We start from the raw sequence: 18247 nt of genomic DNA on the forward strand, positions 1-18247 counted from the left end.
AGACTATAATTGTCTGAATTATAGAATTTTAAATTAATGTTATATGATTATAAAGAAATTATCCATCTTAGCTACTGCACTTTTTTCGGCAACTATGTTTGCACAGGAAAGTGCATCAGCAAAGTTGGAGATTAAGCCCGAAGTAAAATTATCGTATTTAGATTCTGTTAAAAGTACTTTCAAAAAGAATGAGATGGCTGCAAAAGCAGACAGTCTTTGGATGAAAGAATTAACCAGCCTTGACATTTACGATGATTTATCAAAAGATATTCAAACCATAAATTCAGATGTTACGGTTGATCAGGAATTGCCAACAGAGTTGTTAAAGCAACGTTTACAGGCAATGAACGAAAAATCACCTTTTAATATTGAATATAATCAGGGTTTAGAAAACATAATAAAGTCATTTCTTAAGAACAGAAAAAAATCGTTTTCACGATTAATGGCTTTGTCAGAATATTACTTTCCTATTTTTGAAGAGTCTTTTTCAAGACACAATATTCCTTTAGAAATAAAATATTTAGCCGTTGTAGAATCTGCTTTAAACCCTAAAGCAGTTTCTAAAATGGGCGCAACCGGACTTTGGCAATTCATGTACGGAACCGGAAAACAATACGCACTTAAAATAGACTCGTATATTGATGAGCGTAGTGATCCTATGAAAGCTACTGCAGCTGCAAGTGAATATATGACCAAAATGTTTGAAGTTTTTGGTGATTGGGAACTTGTTTTGGCGTCTTACAATTCAGGTCCGGGAAATGTGACAAAAGCAATTCGTCGTTCTGGCGGACAAACAAAATACTGGGATATTCGTAGTTTCCTTCCAAAAGAAACACAAGGATATGTTCCCGCTTTCTTAGCTACAATGTATCTTTTTGAATATCATAAAGAACACGGAATCAATCCGGAAAGAGCTGTAGTTAAACACTTTGAAACAGACACGCTGAACATTAAAAGAGAAATGACATTTAAACAAATCGCTGATTTGCTAGATATGCCGCAATCTCAGATCCAGCTTTTAAATCCATCTTACAAATTAAATGTCGTTCCTTATTATCAGGGAGAACAACATTTTCTGCGTCTTCCAAAAGATAAAATAGCAACATTTGTTTCTAATGAAGATAAGATTTATAATTATGTAGCGTATCAATCTGCAATAAGAACTATACCAGCTAAACTGGCAATGAAGATTGCACCAAAAATGAGAGCTCAGGCTCAGGTTGATAAAACTATAAACACCAATTTGGAACTCTATAAAGTTCAAAAAGGAGATAATTTGGGTGCCATTGCCGAAAAGTACAATGTTAATATTTCGGATATTAAAAAATGGAATAACCTGAAGTCTAATGCTGTTGCATTGGGCAGAACGCTTAAAATTAAATCTGATGTAGATCCGGCTAAAATTTCTAAAGAAACGAAATCAATACCTGCTATCGAGAAAAAATCTGAAGAAGCTATTGCAAATGTTGATGATAAAGACAAAAATGCAGGTCAGCCTCAGGAGTATGTAGTAGCTGCCGGAGATAATTTAGGCAACATTGCTAAAAAATTCGGTATGACTATTGCGGAGTTAAAAGAATTAAATAATTTAACGTCTAATAATATTGGTTTAGGAAAAACATTAGTGATTTCTAAAGATGTGCCTGTAATTGAAGAAACTTCAACGGCTAATACAGCTATTGCATCAAATGCTTCAATTGATTCTTTCAGGAAAAGTGCAACATCTGCAAAAAATATTAGTGAAGATTATTACGTTAAAAAAGGAGATTCTTTGTACAGTATTTCTAAAAAATATCCTGGAGTTACGATTTCAGATATTAAAAAATGGAATGGTATTAAAGATGGAGATATAAAACCCGGAATGAAACTTAAAATAAACGGATAGTAAAAAAACATCTAAATTTGGGTTTTATTTCATAAATTAAAAAAATGAATAAAACCCATTTTTTATTTCTAATAATACCGTTTTTGCTTCTATCGTGTTTAAAAACCGATAAGCAGCCGCAACCTGTATCAGGTAAAACCAATACTATTTCTGTAATTATTGACGATCAGCTTTGGTATGGTGAAGTTGGTGACAGTATTCGTAATAAATTTGCCTCACCCGTTTTGGGACTTACTCAGGAGGAACCCCTTTTTACTATAAATCAATATCCTGCCAAATTACTTGAAGGCTTCGTAACCGATAGCCGAAGTATTATCATTGTAAAAAAAGCAGCATCGGAAAAGTTCGAATACATTCGAAGTAAAAACCTTCCGTACAATACCTTTCGCATTTATGGAAAATCTGTAGAAGATATTATTTGCAGTCTCGAATTAAATTCGGCTCAGATTATCAAGATGATTAGAGATGCAGAGATTAAAAAAATTCAGGAAGACAATAGTAAATCATTATTGCATCCTGCAATTATCAAGAATAAATTCCATATCAATATCCAGATTCCGGTTGGTTATGAATATATGCTACATAAAAAAAACTTTATCTGGCTTAAAAAAGACATCATCAGCGGAAACACCAGTTTACTTATTTACCAGATTCCACTTCACAACTTTAAAAAGAACAATGTAGTCTCTGATATTATCAAGATGCGTGATTCAGTTGGTAATTATATTAAGGGGAGAGAGCCCAATACCCGTATGATTACAGGTGAAGCTTACGCACCTTATTTTTCTACAATACTTTTAGATGGCAGGAAAACATACGAAACAAAAGGAAACTGGGAACTCAAAAATGATTTCATGGCAGGCCCTTTTATTAATTACGCTATTGTCGATGAGAGAAATAATAGAATTTTAGTAATCGAAGGATTTTGTTATTCTCCTTCCAATCAGGAGCGCGATTTGATGCTGGATCTTGAAGCAATTATAAAATCAGTTAAGATCGATAAGAGGTAATGGATTGATTTATTTTAGTATTAAACGACAGACAAACTAAACCTGAAACTTTTGTAACTAAAGCAATTTCATTTATAATTTTTCTTACTTTTGCTTGTAACAAACATAAAAACAAATAGTTATGAAAAAGTTAACCGCGACATTAGTAATTTTAGTATTGTGTTTTATTTCTTGTAAAAAAGAAGAAAAGACCGAAGTTCCAACAACAACAGCTACAGATAGTATCAAAACCGCAGAACCAGTTGCAGAGTCACCTGCAGAAGTGCCTTTGGATTCTGCAGCCCAGGCAAAAGCATGGCAGGCATATGCTACACCGGGAGAGGCACATAAGTTTTTGTCTGATGAAGTAGGAACGTGGAATTGTGACATGACTTTTTGGTACGAACCAAATGCAAAACCGGAGAAAGCAACGTCTATAGCGACTGTAAAAATGATTCTTGGCGGACGCTATCAGGAAACAAATTATAAAGGAACCATTATGGGAGCGCCTTTTGAAGGAAAAGGAACAGTAGCATACAATAACGCAAGTAAAGAATATACCAATACTTTTATCGATAATATGGGAACCGGAATGATGGTTTCTTTGGGAACTTATGATGAAGCTACAAAAACTATGGAATTGAAAGGTGATGTAGTAAATCCGATAACAGGTAAAAAATCACCTTATCGTGAAGTGTATACGATTGTGGATGCAACGACACGAAAACTGGAAATGTACGATACAAAAAATGGTGCCGAGTATAAAAGCATGGAAATTATCATGAAGAAGAAATAAGCGATAACAATAACAGATATACAAAAATGCTGATTACAATTTGTAATCAGCATTTTTGTTTTAATATTTTTTTGGAAAGTTTGTAGCTTTTTTATTAGGTTTACATTTTACAGAAAGAATAAACAAACAGTAAAACTATAACTAAGAAAAACAATCACAACGGTATGGCAAAATTTGTAATTCACAAAAGAGGATTTTTTTACACAGACGAAGCTTTTGAATTGGCTGAAGGAGAAAAAGGAAGTATTGTAGGTACTTTTAAAAACCTGGACGAAGCAAAAAACGAAAAAGCGATACAAGATCTTATTTCAATTCAGAATTTAGGAGGAATGAATGCTGTGGATTTCTTTTTTTATAATGACAATTATGATGAAGTTTATGCCCGATTTGAAGATTTTTTTAGTTCAGAGTTTGATTTGAAAATTGAAGACAAATATTATTTTAATTTCCCTGAGGACATATCAGACGATCAGGCAATAAAAATTCAGGAGATATTGGATGTAACATTCCATGATATTGTTGAATACGAAGATGATGAGGTGTTAAATCCCGATGATTTTAATTTGGAAGAATCAGATTTAGGAGAATTTTAAAATGAACTCAGTAATACATTCCCAAATTTCGGTTCGTAAACGCGGTGGAGTTATCGAGGATTATCTTAAAATTCATGATTTTATAGATAGTACAAAGGAACTCTGCAGCGACAATAGACACAGAATCCTTCATACCATGTGGGGAATTAAAAGAGTTATTGTTCCGGTATTTGGCCATACAATTATAAATAGTGATAATAAGACAGTCAATATAAAAGATCTTTGCGAACAAGATCATATTTTGCCCGATTACCAAAATAGATTTATACCAACTTTGTCAGACTTCGTAAATGCCATTGATAACAGTGCCGCGTCAAAGTATGATTTTAAAGAGTTTGCAAAAGGTTATAAAGATGATCAGGAGCTGGCAGAGCTTTTGTTGTCCCCTTTAAATGTAACCGGTTTGAAAAAATCACTTTTAATAACACATAATTCATGGTTTATTAATGAAATTGTTCCGAAGGTTTTAAATCGTAAAGTTGAAATTAAAGATTTTGAGATTAACCCTGGAGATTTATTTGATAATATGCACTATAAACTCTGGATGGACAATGGAAGTACTTATCCCGAAAGCTGTAAATTTACTTTGGGTAAGATAGTTGGATAAATCAACAGAATCCTTAGTTCTATAATATATCCCGGTTACAGCATTGTAATTCGGGATTTTTTATACCCTGAAAATAAAAAGTTAACTTTGTCATGTAGTGCCTTTGTGGTGTAATACTAGTTGTAATGGAATTAAAATGGAAAATAAAGCCTTTTGAGGCATTAACAGTTCATGAGTTATATGATTTACTCAAAGTAAGAAGTGAGATCTTTGTAGTCGAGCAAAACTGTGTGTATTTGGATCTTGATGGCAAAGACAAGAAAGCTTTGCATTTACTAGGCGAATATGAAGGCAAAATTGTGGCCTATTCCCGTTTGTTTGATGCCGGAATCAGTTTTGATAATGCTTCAATTGGCAGAGTAACGGTTCACGCAGATTACCGTGACAGAAAATGGGGACATGATTTAATGCGTGAAGCCATCGCTGGAATTAAAGCCAATTTCGGAAAAGATAAAATCACAATTGGCGCCCAGCTTTATTTGAAAAAATTCTACGAAAGCCACGGTTTTGTTCAGTCGAGTGAAATGTATCTTGAAGACGATATCGAACATATTGAAATGATTCGTGGGTAATGGTTTTGTTTTAATGCAACAAAGTTTCGTTTTGTTGAAATTTATTTTTTTAAAGAGTTAAATACTTTATAAACAAAAAAATAACAGTATTGTTTATAGTATTACTTTAGGTCACTTTTCAATGTTTTAGGATTTTGCGCCTAAATTTTGGTTATCAAAAATTCAACCCGTCGGTCAAAATTATCGCCTCTTCCTAAGGGATATTTATTACCACAACCCTGATAAGTCATTCGGTTTTTAGAAACTTTTTTGGAGCTCAAATAATTGAAAACGGTTTTGGCGCGATTCCAGGAAAGTCTTCTTTCGTTGGTGTCTTTGTCAATTCCGTCGCTGTAAATTTCGGGAGTACAACAAACGTGACCACGAATTTCAAATTTTAGATTTTTTTGAATTTGTAGTTTACTGGCAATTTTATCAAGTTCTTTTTTTGAAGCCGGTGTTAGCTTTGAACTTCCAATATCAAATAAAATATTTTCAAGATAAATTTTGTCGCCAACTTTCAGATTATCTTTAAACGAAGTATAAATGCCTTTTCCAAAACTGTTTCGTTTTACAACAATCAAATCAACCCGACGGTTTTTGGTTCTTGTTTCGTGAAGATTTTCAACAGTGTCCGGTTTTACAACCACACGGCCTTTGCCTTCAAGAATTACTATTTTGGTTTGATTGAATCCGGCCGAAACCAGTAAACTCTGAATCGTATTGGCGCGATTATTAGATAAAGTAAAGTTATACTCATCGTTACCACGATCATCGCAGTAGCCATAAATTTGTATTGACTCTACTTTTGTAGTGTCAATTGATTTAATAAAATTAGTTACAACTTCGGTTTGTTTGGGAGTCAGATCATATTTGTCAAACTCAAAATAAATGGTTTCAATGGGTTTTTGCTGTGCCGATAAATTGTAAATAATAAACAGAAATAGGGCTAAACAAATTTTCATTCTTTTTTTACATTTTTAAAATCGTTTTGTACTCAGTTTGATTATTTAAAACGTTGACTGCTTTTTTAATTTCTGAATTGTTTTTGATATAAAATTGATATAAACCTTCCTGATACTGATATCTTTTGATTAACTCTTCCTGAATCAGATTTCGGATTTCTTTTTGATTTTTGTCTAATAAAGTATTTTCGCTCTTTTCTAATGCCGCCATTAACTGTTGATATTCCGGAGCAATTGTTTCGTCTATTTTTTCATTTTTAGCAGCATTAAGCGTGTTTTTTAATGCAATTTCAGTCTCAGTATCAAAACTAATTTTATTTGATTTTAAATACTGCTTAAAACCCGTATAATCAGCATCGGTCACGACAGGGATTTTGTCTCCCAGATTTGGATTTTTGTAATAATACGTTGTAGCATAATCAAAAATACCATCATTTTTTAACAATGCTGTTGTAATTGGGCTCATTTTGGTTTCATCCAGTTCTATGTCCGGTAAAACACCGCCACCATCATAAACTGTTCTTCCTTTTCTGGTTTTAAAGGCATTGAAGTTTTTAGCATCCGTTTTTTGAGCCACTCCATTTTTATCTTTATGAGCATAATCTAGCGCCTGAATACAACGACCCGAAGGGGTGTAGTAACGCGAAATCGTAACTTTTAACTGCGTTCCATAGGTTAAATCAACAGAACGCTGAACCAGACCTTTACCAAAGCTACGGCTTCCTAAAATTACAGCACGATCCAGATCCTGCAAAGCTCCAGATACAATTTCAGAGGCAGATGCACTTCTGCCGTTTACTAAGATAGCCAAAGGAATTTGAGTGTCAACTGGTTCTTTGTTCGTTTTATAAGTGTTGTTATGTTTTTCTATTCTTGATTTGGTCGTTACAATAACCTCATTTTTAGGAACAAATAAATTACAGATATCTATAGCTTCATTTAATAAACCACCCGGATTTCCTCTTAGATCAAGAACAATCTGTGTTGCTCCGTCAGCTTTTAGTTTTTCTAAAGCTTCTTTAACTTCGCTGGCTGCTTTTCGGCTAAAGTGTGCCAAAACAATATAACCGGTTTTGTCATCGATTTTTCCGTAAAACGGAACAGATTTGATATCGACTTCATCCAAAACTAATTCCGTTGTGAATGTTTTTCCCTGACGAAGATATTTTACTGCAATTTTGGTGTTTTTAGTTCCTTTAAGTAATTGCGAAGCATCGTCTTTAAAATCAGCAATTAAAACATCGCCAATCTGTATAATTTCGTCCCGGCTTTTAATCCGGCTTTATCTGCAGGATAGTTTTTGTAGGGTTCACGAACAATTAATCTGTCTTTCTTTCTGGCGATCATAGCACCAATTCCGGTGTATTCGCCCGTATTGTTGATCTTGAAATTAACAACATCCTGCTCATTAAAATAAACCGTATAGGGATCCAGGCTTCCAAGCATACTTTTGATGGCTTTGTCCATCAAATCACCCGGATTAGTTTCGTCTACATAATTTGTATTTACTGCTTTAAACAGCGTTGTAAAAATTTCTATTTGTTTGGCAATTTCAAAAAAATCGTCTTTGAAACTCGTTCCAATAAATAAAAATCCTGCCGCAACAGTAGGTACAATGAATCGTTTTTTTAAATATGGATACATGATTATTGTTTTTTTCTTTTAAATCTTTTTCTAATAAAATAGGCTAATACACAAAATAGGATAATAAACGGCCAAATACTGATAATTGATATTAAAAAATCAGACAAACTAAAAAAACCGGATTTAATTGCGGTCCAGATTTTTGATCCATATGATATTTTAATGCCTTCTTTTTCGGCAATGGTTTTATAAAATTCAATAGTAACAGTGCTTTCAGACACTCGGCTTTCTAAATATTTTAATTGGCCTTCTTTCGCTTCTATTTCTTCTCGGATAATCGAGATTTGTTTTTCAATTTCAAGAATCTCGCTAATTTTTGTAGCTTTTTGAAGAATCTGCAAATAGCGCTCTTCAAGTTTTCGCTTATTCTTTAATCTTGAAGTGAGATCAATGTATTCTTCTGTAACATCTTCGGAAGAAATGTCTTTTCTTTCGAAAAAAGAAACTCCTTTTGAAATTGCATTTATAAAGTTATCAAAATTCTGACTTGGAACTTTAACAGTAAGATTTCTGAAAACTGAATTGTAATCTTTTCCTTCAGAATCTATTAAAATATTTCCTTTGTTTGCTGTTACCGCAGTTTTGATTTTATTGAATGTGTCTTCTAAGTCATTTGTTTCAAATCGAAGAGAAGCTTCCTTTATAATTTTTTGTTCAATTTTAGGTGAAGGAGCTTCTAAATTTTTATCGGCACCACCTGATTCATATTTTTTTGCAGGTAACTTTACTGCACTAATTGAAATTGCCTGATCTTCATTAGGAGCTTCATGTTTGCTGCAACCAGAAAGAACAGAAAAAAATAAAAACAAAAAGAAAATATAGCGCATAAAGTTTCAATTTAGAGCTAAAACTACAATTTTTTTATAATTTTTTATCTAATTTGAGAAACAAAGTTGTGTTTGAAGAAACTAGGACTCTTTTTTAGTTTCAGAATCAGGAGTTTTGTTTACTTGTAGTAAAAATTTTTCAAATAACTGAATCGTTTTGGTATTGATTTCTTCGTAAGATAACCGGTCTTTGCTTTGGTAAAAAAACATGAAGGAATAAGAACCTTCTAAGTTATCCCAAAGCAAATGTTTGTTGAGTCTGTAAGTTTCTCTAAGAACTCTTTTAAAGTAATTTCGATCTACGGCTTTTTTGAAATATTTCTTAGAAACCGAAACACCAAGTTTGATTTTTTTTCCTGAATGGTCTTCCGCTTGACGATAAACCAGACGAAGTGGATATTTTGAGACCGATTTTCCCTCAGAAAACAGTAATCCAATCGTTGTTTTGCTTTTTAAGCGTTCGTTTTTTGGGTAAGTAAAGTTCATTTAATTCAGAAAAAATTTGCAAATTTTGAGACAAAGGTACAATTAAACCATAAAAACAGTTATTGTTTTTAATTTTTATACGACTAAAAATTAATTTATTACTTTTGGCAATTAATTTTTTAAGCATGCAAAAGATAATTTCGTATCCCATATCCGTTATTTATTATTTATGTTTTGGATTGTGTTTGGTGGTTTTCCATCCAATACAATGGATTTGCTTAAACGTTTTTGGTTATCAGGCACACAAAAAGAGTGTTGATTATCTGAACTTTTTTCTTTTAAGATGTACAAACCTGGTTGGAACAACTTATAAAGTTACTGGTGTAGATGATATTCCGAAAGGAGTTCCAATTATTTTTGTTGCAAATCATCAAAGTATGTACGATATCGTCACAATGATTTGGTACTTTAGACGTTTTCATTGTAAATTTGTGAGTAAGAAAGAGTTAGGAAGCGGAATTCCGAGTGTTTCTTTTAATTTGAAACATGGCGGATCTGTGCTTATTGACCGTAAAGACCCTAAACAGGCTATACCAGTAATTAAAGGGTTGTCTGAATATATCGAAAAAAATACCAGAGCTGCGGTTATTTTTCCTGAAGGAACACGTAGTAAAACTGGAAAACCTAAAGAATTTGCACAAAGCGGTTTAAAAATCTTATGTAAATATGCGCCCTCAGCTTATGTTGTCCCGGTTAGTATAAATAATTCCTGGAAAATGGTACGCTATGGTATGTTTCCGGTTGGTTTAGGAAATCACCTGACTTTTACAGCTCATAAAGCAATGGCTGTAAAAGATTATGATTTTGCCGATTTGATGGCTTTGACAGAAAAGGCTGTGGTAGAAGGAGTAAACGAGTATAAATAGATTTAAGGTTTAGCATATCTAAAACTTAAATCCCAAATCTAAAATAAGTAATGTCTATAAAAAACATTAGATTAGAAGTGATGCAGTTTTTGGAAAAAAACGTTGACAGCTTCGTCGAACAGTATTTAATTCCAGTGGAAAAAATTTGGCAGCCGTCAGACTTTTTACCAAATTCTGAAGGAGAAAACTTCTTTGAAGAGGTAAAAGAATTGCGCGAAATTGCTAAAGAATTACCATACGATTTCTGGGTTACGCTTGTTGGTGATACGATCACCGAAGAGGCTTTGCCTACATATGAATCATGGTTAATGGATGTAGAAGGTATAAATCAGGTCGAAAACGGTGGTAATGGCTGGTCAAAATGGATCAGACAATGGACTGGAGAAGAAAACCGCCACGGAGACCTTTTAAATAAATACTTGTATTTGTCTGGTCGTGTGAATATGCGTGAAATTGAAATGACAACGCAACATTTAATCAACGACGGTTTTGATATTGGAACTGGATCTGATCCGTACAAAAACTTTGTATATACAAGTTTTCAGGAATTAGCAACTTATGTATCTCACAACAGAGTAGCTCAAATGGCTAAGAAGTTTGGTGATAATAAATTGTCTAAAATGTGTAAAATGATTGCAGGTGATGAAATGCGTCATCATCATGCTTACAGTGAGTTTGTAACCAGAATTTTTCAGGTTGATCCAAGCGAAATGATGTTGGCTTTTCAATACATGATGAAGCAAAAAATCGTTATGCCAGCTCATTTTTTAAGAGAATCTGGTCAGAAAATCAGTTCTGCATTTGAACAATTCTCTGATTCTGCACAGCGTATTGGTGTTTATACAGCAAATGACTACGTGGATATTATGCAAAAATTAATCAACAAATGGGAGATTGATAAAATCTCAAATTTGACTGATGAAGCAGAAAAGGCTCGTGATTACTTAATGAAATTGCCAGCACGTATGGCTAAAATTTCAGAAAGACTAGTTATTCCGCAAGAGTCACATATCTTTAAATGGGTTGAACCTGCAAAATTGTAGATTTTTAGAGTTTAGATTGCAGATTTTGGATTGAACGCATATAAGTTGATCTTGAAGTTTGCATTAAAACATATTGTTGATTGTTGAGATTTAAGATCTTAACAATCAACATTTTTATTTAAAAGAATGCTATTTACACAATAGATAATTAAAACTTTGGTTTAAATCTGGGTGTCATTTATCAATAGTAATACCACGAATAATTATGAATAATCCTGCTTTAATACATAAAACAATCGCTTTTGTAAAAGAAAAACTAAATGATGCCGAAGGCGGACACGATTGGTTTCATATTGAGAGAGTTTATAAAAATGCACTTTTAATTGCAAATGATACCAATTGCGATTTAGTTGTAGTACAATTAGGCGCTTTGCTTCATGATATTGCCGATAGTAAATTCCATAATGGCGATGAAGCTATAGGACCAAAGACAGCTCGTGCGTTTTTAGAAGCTGAAAATGTTTCTGAGACTATCATTCGGCATGTGGTCAATATCATTGAAAATATCTCGTTTAAAGGCGGAAATTTCGAAAAGAAGTTCACTTCTGTCGAATTAGATATTGTTCAGGATGCTGATCGCTTAGATGCGATTGGAGCAATAGGGGTGGCAAGAGCGTTCAATTATGGCGGATTTAAAAACAGAACGTTGTACGATCCTGAAATTGCTCCAGTGACAAATATGACAAAAGAGGAATACAAAAAGAATAATGCCCCAACAATAAATCATTTTTACGAAAAGCTTTTACTCTTAAAAGATAAAATGAATACCGGGAAAGGAAAAGAAATCGCTGCCGAAAGACACCGTTTCATGGAAAATTTCCTCGCTCAGTTTTATGCAGAATGGGAAGGCCTGAAGTAGGATTCATTTTGGTTTAGGTTAAAAAGTAAAAACGGCTCTGATTCAGAGCCGTTTTGTATTTAAGGATATTGAAATTAGTAGTACTTGTATGAATTTATAGTCTCGATTTTAAAAGATACAGATTATTCCAAAAGCGAATAAAAATCCAAATGAGAACCATAATAACCTCATAATAATGTTATTTCTAATCATTTCCCTTTTTTCAAATTTTGTCATTTTGAATTACTTTTAATATTTCAAAAGTAATTTGTAATAAGATAATGATTTGCTTAAATCAGTTTTTAGATTATTAAAATAAGACTTTTTTCTCCTCTTATAGTCTCAGCATAAGTCTGTAATCTTTCATCTTTCTTCTTTTCTTTCATCTTTCTTCTTTCATCTTTCTTCTTTCATCTTTCTTCTTTATCTAACTTTCTGAACGAATTTCTGAATCGTATTTTTAAACTCTTTATTTTGTTCATAATACAATATATGTCCGCCTTCAATAATCTTAACTTCCTGATTTGGAAACTTAAATAAACGATAGTGTTCAGGGCCAATATTGTTGTCTTTTGTTCCGGTGATTATAAGGGTAGGAACTTTAATCGAAGCAGTTTCTTTGGTAAAATCATTAAAATATAGCGGACCACTTAGTGCATGCTGTGCAAATGAAGAATTTCTTTTGAGACTATTATCGATACTGTCCAGTTTTTCGACATTTACTCTATTGTCGGATAGCATTTTATAATCCAGATCTGCTTTTTTAATTTTTTTTTTAGCTTCAAAGAAAGTACTTAGTATCGATTCTTTGTTTTTTACAGGAAAATCTTCTCCAACGGTTTTACTCATAAAAGCAATTTGATTAAGAAGAGAATCGTTAATATCAAGCGTAGCATTCAGCAGAATTAAACCTTTTACATGTTCTGGATATTTTTCGGCATATTTAGTGGCTAAAATCCCTCCGAAAGAATGTCCCATTACATATACTTTTGAAGTGTTAAGAGAAGCACGAATTTCTTCAATATCCTGAATCATTCTGTCTATACCATAATTGTTATCTGCTGCCGATGCAGATCGACCGCATCCTCTTTGGTCGTAATAGCACATAGTCAGTTTATCTTCCAGTACATTTCCTCCTAATTCCTCAAACGATTTGCTCCATGCGCCCGGGCCGCCATGAACAAAGATGCAAACATCACCTTTTCCGGAAATCTTTAAAAACAAAGGCACTCCGTCTGAAGTTACGAAAGTGTTGCTGTTTGTATTTTGTTGGCAGAAAGCATTGTGTCCCAAACACAAGAATAAAAGAAAAATAAATGAAATTTTCTGTGCCATTTTAGAAGTTGTTTTCAATGTTTTACAATTTTAAATTTTCTGATAAAATTATAATTAAAACAATAAACTAAAAAGTTAAAAAAGCTAGCTCGACACAGTGTGATTCATATAAAAATGATTTGAAATTCTATCTCTTAACTATAAAGTAATTAATAATTAGGGCACATAAAAAACCAATCGCAAACCATAATAATCTCGTAACCCGATTGTCTCTAATAATTTCTATTCTATCTTCTTTAGTCATTTTTATAAAATTAAATTTAATTAAAATTAATTTTTATGTTGTTGATAAATTGGCTGTATAGGGTTTTTAAATATTATTTAAGGACATTTTAGTTCTTTAAACAAAATAAAAAAGCTTCACAAAAAAGGTATTTCTGTGAAGCTTTGGGTCTATTTAGTGATTTCTATTAATAATTATTGAATCTTAGAAAATCGTTAGCTTAGAATCTGAAAATTAAGAACAGCCACAATTTCCGTCACCGCAGTCTTTTTTCTTTTTAGATTTCCAGAAGAATTTTTTGATCAAAAAAGCAACTGCAAATCCTAATATAGCAAAGGCAATAATTTCTTGTGTCATAACTTTTATTTTAAAAATTGATAGGCCAATAATGCTGTAAAATAAGCCAGACCACTCATCAATACTAATTGCATTGCAGGCCATTTCCAGGAATTGGTCTCTTTTTTGGTGATAGCCAGTGTACTGGCACATTGCATAGCAAAAGCGTAAAACAACAGTAAAGATATTCCGGTGGCAAAATTGAATACTTTTTGCCCGTTTTCAGGATGAATTTCCTGTTGCATTTTACTTTTTATGGTAGTTTCATTGTCACTGTCACCAACGCTGTAAATGGTGGCAAGTGTTCCAACAAAGACTTCACGGGCAGCAAATGAACTGATTAAGGCAATCCCGATTTTCCAGTCGTATCCCAAAGGTGCAATTGCAGGTTCGATCGCTCTTCCCATTAAACCTATATAAGAGTTTTCTAATTTTTGAGAAGCCACTTCGTTTTCAAATTGAGCTTCATCAATTTTGGTATCGGCGAATTTTTCTTTTACAATAGTTTCTGCTTCGTTAAAATCTTTTCCAGGACCATAAGAAGCTAAAAACCATAAAATAACCGAAATAGCCAAAATGATTTTACCGGCACCAACAACAAATGCCTTTGTTTTCTCAACCACATTGATTCCGACATTTTTTAAAAGAGGCAATTTATAACTTGGCATTTCGACTACGAAATAGGTTTTTGAGTCCAATTTTAAAACTTTATTTAGAATATAAGCTGATAAAATTGCAGTTCCAAATCCTAAAACATAAAGAAACATCAGGGTTAAGCCCTGAAGATTTAAAATTCCAAAAATACGTGTACTTGGAATTACCAGCGAAATAATAATGGCATAAACAGGTAATCTTGCCGAACAAGTCGTGAAAGGTGTTACTAAGATCGTAATTAGGCGTTCTTTCCAGTTTTCAATATTTCGGGTTGCCATAATCGCCGGAATGGCACAGGCAGTTCCTGAAATTAAAGGCACAACACTTTTACCTGAAAGTCCAAATTTGCGCATGATTTTATCCATTAAAAAAACAACACGGCTCATATAACCGCTTTCTTCCAGAATGGAAATAAACAAAAACAAAAAGGCAATTTGAGGAATAAATATAATGACACCGCCAATTCCCGGGATAATTCCCTGCGAAATTAAATCGGTTAATATACCGCTTGGTAATGTTTCAGCAGCCCATGCGCTTAATGAAGCAAAAGTACCGTCAATAAAATCCATTGGAATTGTTGACCAGCTAAAAATCGATTGGAATATCAGAAATAAAATGGCAAAGAAAATAACGTAACCCCAAACTTTATGCGTTAATACTCGATCTAGTCTGGCACGAACGTCTTTTGCCATTGAGGCATCAACTTTTAAACCTTCTTTCAGAACATCATTTATAAACTGATAACGTTTGATAGTTTCCTTTTGCTGCAAACGTTTTAATTCTGAATGCGATTTGGTAAAAGTAGTTCTGATTTCATTTCGATCTAAATTCGAAAAGTTAACGTCTTGCGTAATTACAAGCCATAATTTGTATAAAAGCTGATTCGGAAAAGCATGTTGAAGCTTTTCAAAATACTGTTCGTCTATTACCGAAGCATTTAAGCAAGGTTCATGCGGAATCGTTTTATAAGATACAATCAGATCTTTTAATTGTTCGATTCCTAGTCCTTTACGCGAGCTTACAAGAGCAATTTTAGTTTTAAGTTTTTCTTCCAAATACGGAATATCCAAAGTAATTCCTTTACGCTCCATGCGATCAGACATATTGATGACTAAAATTGTCGGAATTTCAAGGTCTTTTATCTGAGTGTAAATCAGCAGGTTTCTTTTCAGATTTTCAACATCTGTCACAACAACTGCTACATCGGGATATAATTTGTCATTTTTGTTCAGTAAAAGTTCAATTACCACACTTTCATCCATTGAACTGGCATTCAAACTATACGTTCCGGGTAAATCCAGGATGTTGGCTTTAATGTTGTGGGGTAATTTACAGAAACCTATTTTTTTCTCTACTGTAATTCCGGGATAATTCCCAACTTGTTGATTTAAACCTGTAAGCTGATTAAATACAGAAGTTTTTCCGGTATTCGGATTCCCAATCAGGGCAACGTTGATATTCTGAATACTCATTACAAATTGTTTTTGATAAGTTCAACTTCAATTTCACGAGCAGTTTCTATGCGAATAGCAACATGTGAGCCATTAATGTCTAAATATAAAGGATCTCCAAAAGGAGCAATTTGAAGTAATTCGACCAAGCTGCCTGGCAAACAACCCATTTCTAATAACTTTAGAGGAATAAGATCGATATCAAAATCTTTGATAATGGCTTTTTCGCCTTTTTTCAGAGTGTGAATTGTATTTTGCAAGCTTATTTAGATTGAATTTAGATTGCAAAAATAGGCAATTATTCTTTATTTCAAGGCATTTAACACTTTTGAATATGCTAAATCTTTCTAAAAATAAGGGATTTTACTCTTTACATAAGAAATCGATGTCTTCCAAAAGACGTTTAATTTCTTCTTTGTTTGTTCCGTCATAAAAACCACGAACACGTCTTTTTTGATCTACTAAAACAAAATTCTCTGTATGAACCATATCATACAACTGATCCGGACGACCTAGTTTAACCGCCAGATAAGATTTTCGGGCCATCGTGTATATCTCTTTTTTATCGCCTGTAACTAAATTCCATTTACTATCAACAACGCCATATTTTACAGCATAAGCTTTAAGAACAGAAACACTGTCAACCTCTGGAAAAACAGTATGAGAAAGCAACATTACTTTTGGATTGTTTAGGACAGCTTTTTGAACATCAACCAGGTTGGTAGACATTTTTGGGCAGATTGATCCGCAGGTTGTAAAAAAGAAATCTGCAACATAGATTTTCCCTTCGTAATTTTTTTGAGTAATAGTATCGCCATTTTGGTTTACAAATGAAAAATCGGCAATAGTATGATATTTACTTTTATATTGAACAGTGCTGTCAACCAATTCTGGATTTACATCGGCAGGATTATAAATCGGCAATGTTTTTTGTGGCTTTAATGCAGAATAAAATAAAGATATAGTGACAACCGAAAAGACAATTAAAACAATAAAGAATTTGCGGTATTTGTAAAGAAACGATTTCATAAAAATAATTTGGCGCAAAAATACAAAAAGAGCATTTTAAAAGCTGCAGCTATAACACTTTTTAACAGAGATCATTTGGTTTTGTTGCCACGAATTGCACGAATTTACACGAATTAAAATTTAAAGTAAAGATTTTCTATAAAGTAAAAATTCGCGTAAATTCGTGCAATTCGTGGCAGAATCTTTTAAACTTTCGGTTTTCGGATGGATTTATTAACCAGATATATTCCGGTTAAGGTGACCATACTACCTATAATGATCGCCTGTGTGAGCATTTCTCCAAAAATAAGCGAACCTAAAATCATAGCAACTATAGGATTGATGTATACATAAATACTACTGATTTCTGTTGGAAGATGCTGTAAGGTATAAATGAAAGCGATAAATGTAAATACCGAACCAATAATGACCAAATAAGCAATCGACCACCAGGAAATATTTGGTATCTGGTCTAAAGAAATGTTCATTCCTAAAGGTTCTGTAATACCATAAAGAATAAAACTTGAAATAAGCATTTGAAGTCCTAAACTAAAATACGGATTGAAACTTGCTGCCTTTTTCTTTGTGTGCAGTATTCCGAAAGCCCATGTAATGGTTGAAAGAATAGTTAACAGAATTCCGAATTGAAAATCGGGTTTGAAAAACTCTGTTAAATGATCCATGAAAATAATACAGATTCCTCCAAAACTGATTAAAATCCCGGTTAGTGCCAGTTTAGCAACTCTTTCGCCTTTAAAAAAATTGATCATAATAATCCAGACCGGAAAGATAGCGCTGATAATAGCGCCAAGACCCGAGCTGATGTATTTGACTCCCCAGGTACTTAAACCATTGCTACATACAAAATTTAAAAATGCAAGAATGAAAATGGTACCCCATTGTTTTCCTTTTGGCCATGGTTCTTTTTTGAAAATAAAATAAGCAACATAAAGGATTCCTCCAAAAAACTGACGAATTGTGGCTAATTGAAGTGCCGGCATGTGTTTTACTCCTTCTTTTGAGGCCAGCCAGGTTGTTCCCCAGGCAAAACTTACCCAGCACAGGGCGAGAATTGGGAATCCAATAGCTTCGATTTTTCCTGAAACGACATTCTGAATTTTTGCTTTCATATTGATTTATATTCAATTAG

The 18247-nt window shown here is 33.2% G+C and carries 18 protein-coding genes and 1 pseudogene; 9 read left to right on the top strand and 10 right to left on the bottom strand.

The genetic code is table 11. The annotated features are described in order from the left end of the window. Positions 1-43 precede the first annotated feature (43 nt). The 6 genes from OLM51_RS02890 (at position 44) to OLM51_RS02915 (ending at position 5442) form a co-directional block, all read left to right on the top strand. Entirely contained in the window at positions 44-1885 is a 1842-nt protein-coding gene (locus OLM51_RS02890) for a LysM peptidoglycan-binding domain-containing protein (protein ID WP_264552908.1), read from the top strand. A 44-nt stretch (positions 1886-1929) separates the two neighbouring features. Then, a complete protein-coding gene (locus OLM51_RS02895) occupies positions 1930-2895 on the top strand; it encodes a DUF4837 family protein (protein ID WP_264552909.1) in 966 nt (321 codons plus the stop codon). A 121-nt stretch (positions 2896-3016) separates the two neighbouring features. Beyond that, positions 3017-3670, top strand: coding sequence for a DUF1579 domain-containing protein (locus tag OLM51_RS02900; protein WP_264552910.1), 654 nt, complete (start codon positions 3017-3019; stop codon positions 3668-3670). Positions 3671-3834: 164 nt separating this feature from the next. Next, positions 3835-4263 (top strand): hypothetical protein, encoded by a 429-nt coding sequence (locus OLM51_RS02905; protein WP_264552911.1) that lies wholly within the window; start codon positions 3835-3837, stop codon positions 4261-4263. Position 4264: 1 nt separating this feature from the next. Further along, positions 4265-4870, top strand: coding sequence for a DUF6915 family protein (locus OLM51_RS02910; RefSeq protein WP_264552912.1), 606 nt, complete (start codon positions 4265-4267; stop codon positions 4868-4870). A gap of 125 nt (positions 4871-4995) precedes the next feature. Next, entirely contained in the window at positions 4996-5442 is a 447-nt protein-coding gene (locus OLM51_RS02915) for a GNAT family N-acetyltransferase (RefSeq protein WP_264552913.1), read from the top strand. 140 nt (positions 5443-5582) lie between these two features. Here the strand turns inward: OLM51_RS02915 and OLM51_RS02920 are convergent, their stop codons facing one another. The 4 genes and pseudogenes from OLM51_RS02920 to rnpA form a co-directional block, all read right to left on the bottom strand. Continuing rightward, positions 5583-6386 (bottom strand): OmpA family protein, encoded by an 804-nt coding sequence (locus OLM51_RS02920; protein ID WP_264552914.1) that lies wholly within the window; start codon positions 6384-6386, stop codon positions 5583-5585. A 7-nt stretch (positions 6387-6393) separates the two neighbouring features. Beyond that, positions 6394-8030: pseudogene (locus OLM51_RS02925) on the bottom strand (S41 family peptidase). Positions 8031-8032: 2 nt separating this feature from the next. Beyond that, positions 8033-8857: a DUF4349 domain-containing protein gene (locus OLM51_RS02930; RefSeq protein WP_264552915.1), complete on the bottom strand. Its 825-nt coding sequence runs from the start codon at positions 8855-8857 to the stop codon at positions 8033-8035. A gap of 81 nt (positions 8858-8938) precedes the next feature. Further along, on the bottom strand, positions 8939-9343 hold the full coding sequence (rnpA, locus tag OLM51_RS02935) for a ribonuclease P protein component (RefSeq protein WP_264552916.1): 405 nt from the start codon (positions 9341-9343) through the stop codon (positions 8939-8941). Between the two features lie 125 nt (positions 9344-9468). Between rnpA and OLM51_RS02940 the strand changes: the two genes are divergently transcribed. The 3 genes from OLM51_RS02940 to OLM51_RS02950 all read left to right on the top strand — a co-directional run bounded on the left by OLM51_RS02940 (position 9469) and on the right by OLM51_RS02950 (position 12111). Continuing rightward, the gene (locus OLM51_RS02940; protein WP_264552917.1) at positions 9469-10209 is read left to right on the top strand and encodes a lysophospholipid acyltransferase family protein; all 741 of its coding nucleotides are present in this window, start codon (positions 9469-9471) and stop codon (positions 10207-10209) included. 50 nt (positions 10210-10259) lie between these two features. Continuing rightward, positions 10260-11252, top strand: coding sequence for an acyl-ACP desaturase (locus tag OLM51_RS02945; RefSeq protein ID WP_264552918.1), 993 nt, complete (start codon positions 10260-10262; stop codon positions 11250-11252). A gap of 205 nt (positions 11253-11457) precedes the next feature. Beyond that, positions 11458-12111 (top strand): HD domain-containing protein, encoded by a 654-nt coding sequence (locus OLM51_RS02950; RefSeq protein WP_264552919.1) that lies wholly within the window; start codon positions 11458-11460, stop codon positions 12109-12111. A 402-nt stretch (positions 12112-12513) separates the two neighbouring features. Here the strand turns inward: OLM51_RS02950 and OLM51_RS02955 are convergent, their stop codons facing one another. From OLM51_RS02955 to OLM51_RS02980, 6 genes are all read right to left on the bottom strand, one after another. Continuing rightward, positions 12514-13443, bottom strand: coding sequence for an alpha/beta fold hydrolase (locus OLM51_RS02955; protein ID WP_264552920.1), 930 nt, complete (start codon positions 13441-13443; stop codon positions 12514-12516). Between the two features lie 439 nt (positions 13444-13882). After that, a complete protein-coding gene (locus OLM51_RS02960; RefSeq protein ID WP_264552921.1) occupies positions 13883-14005 on the bottom strand; it encodes a FeoB-associated Cys-rich membrane protein in 123 nt (40 codons plus the stop codon). 5 nt (positions 14006-14010) lie between these two features. After that, complete coding sequence (feoB, locus tag OLM51_RS02965) at positions 14011-16110, bottom strand: ferrous iron transport protein B (protein WP_264552922.1); 2100 nt, start codon at positions 16108-16110, stop codon at positions 14011-14013. Beyond that, the gene (locus tag OLM51_RS02970) at positions 16110-16349 is read right to left on the bottom strand and encodes a FeoA family protein (RefSeq protein WP_095952900.1); all 240 of its coding nucleotides are present in this window, start codon (positions 16347-16349) and stop codon (positions 16110-16112) included. The genes feoB and OLM51_RS02970 overlap by 1 nt, the downstream gene beginning before the upstream one ends. A gap of 103 nt (positions 16350-16452) precedes the next feature. Then, complete coding sequence (locus OLM51_RS02975; RefSeq protein WP_264552923.1) at positions 16453-17118, bottom strand: SCO family protein; 666 nt, start codon at positions 17116-17118, stop codon at positions 16453-16455. A gap of 185 nt (positions 17119-17303) precedes the next feature. Continuing rightward, on the bottom strand, positions 17304-18227 hold the full coding sequence (locus OLM51_RS02980) for a DMT family transporter (protein ID WP_264552924.1): 924 nt from the start codon (positions 18225-18227) through the stop codon (positions 17304-17306). Between the last annotated feature and the right edge of the window lie 20 nt (positions 18228-18247).

This window comes from Flavobacterium sp. N2038 (assembly GCF_025947185.1).
Taxonomy (GTDB): Bacteria; Bacteroidota; Bacteroidia; order Flavobacteriales; family Flavobacteriaceae; genus Flavobacterium.

Excerpts from the sequence above, each read along its gene's own strand:
- OLM51_RS02890 (WP_264552908.1), top strand. The coding sequence starts at position 44 with ATGATTATAAAGAAATTATCCATCTTAGCTACTGCACTTTTTTCGGCA.
- OLM51_RS02895 (WP_264552909.1), top strand. The coding sequence starts at position 1,930 with ATGAATAAAACCCATTTTTTATTTCTAATAATACCGTTTTTGCTTCTA.
- OLM51_RS02900 (WP_264552910.1), top strand. The coding sequence starts at position 3,017 with ATGAAAAAGTTAACCGCGACATTAGTAATTTTAGTATTGTGTTTTATT.
- OLM51_RS02905 (WP_264552911.1), top strand. The coding sequence starts at position 3,835 with ATGGCAAAATTTGTAATTCACAAAAGAGGATTTTTTTACACAGACGAA.
- OLM51_RS02910 (WP_264552912.1), top strand. The coding sequence starts at position 4,265 with ATGAACTCAGTAATACATTCCCAAATTTCGGTTCGTAAACGCGGTGGA.
- OLM51_RS02915 (WP_264552913.1), top strand. The coding sequence starts at position 4,996 with ATGGAATTAAAATGGAAAATAAAGCCTTTTGAGGCATTAACAGTTCAT.
- OLM51_RS02920 (WP_264552914.1), bottom strand. The coding sequence starts at position 6,386 with ATGAAAATTTGTTTAGCCCTATTTCTGTTTATTATTTACAATTTATCG.
- OLM51_RS02930 (WP_264552915.1), bottom strand. The coding sequence starts at position 8,857 with ATGCGCTATATTTTCTTTTTGTTTTTATTTTTTTCTGTTCTTTCTGGT.
- rnpA (WP_264552916.1), bottom strand. The coding sequence starts at position 9,343 with ATGAACTTTACTTACCCAAAAAACGAACGCTTAAAAAGCAAAACAACG.
- OLM51_RS02940 (WP_264552917.1), top strand. The coding sequence starts at position 9,469 with ATGCAAAAGATAATTTCGTATCCCATATCCGTTATTTATTATTTATGT.
- OLM51_RS02945 (WP_264552918.1), top strand. The coding sequence starts at position 10,260 with ATGTCTATAAAAAACATTAGATTAGAAGTGATGCAGTTTTTGGAAAAA.
- OLM51_RS02950 (WP_264552919.1), top strand. The coding sequence starts at position 11,458 with ATGAATAATCCTGCTTTAATACATAAAACAATCGCTTTTGTAAAAGAA.
- OLM51_RS02960 (WP_264552921.1), bottom strand. The coding sequence starts at position 14,005 with ATGACACAAGAAATTATTGCCTTTGCTATATTAGGATTTGCAGTTGCT.
- feoB (WP_264552922.1), bottom strand. The coding sequence starts at position 16,110 with ATGAGTATTCAGAATATCAACGTTGCCCTGATTGGGAATCCGAATACC.
- OLM51_RS02975 (WP_264552923.1), bottom strand. The coding sequence starts at position 17,118 with ATGAAATCGTTTCTTTACAAATACCGCAAATTCTTTATTGTTTTAATT.
- OLM51_RS02980 (WP_264552924.1), bottom strand. The coding sequence starts at position 18,227 with ATGAAAGCAAAAATTCAGAATGTCGTTTCAGGAAAAATCGAAGCTATT.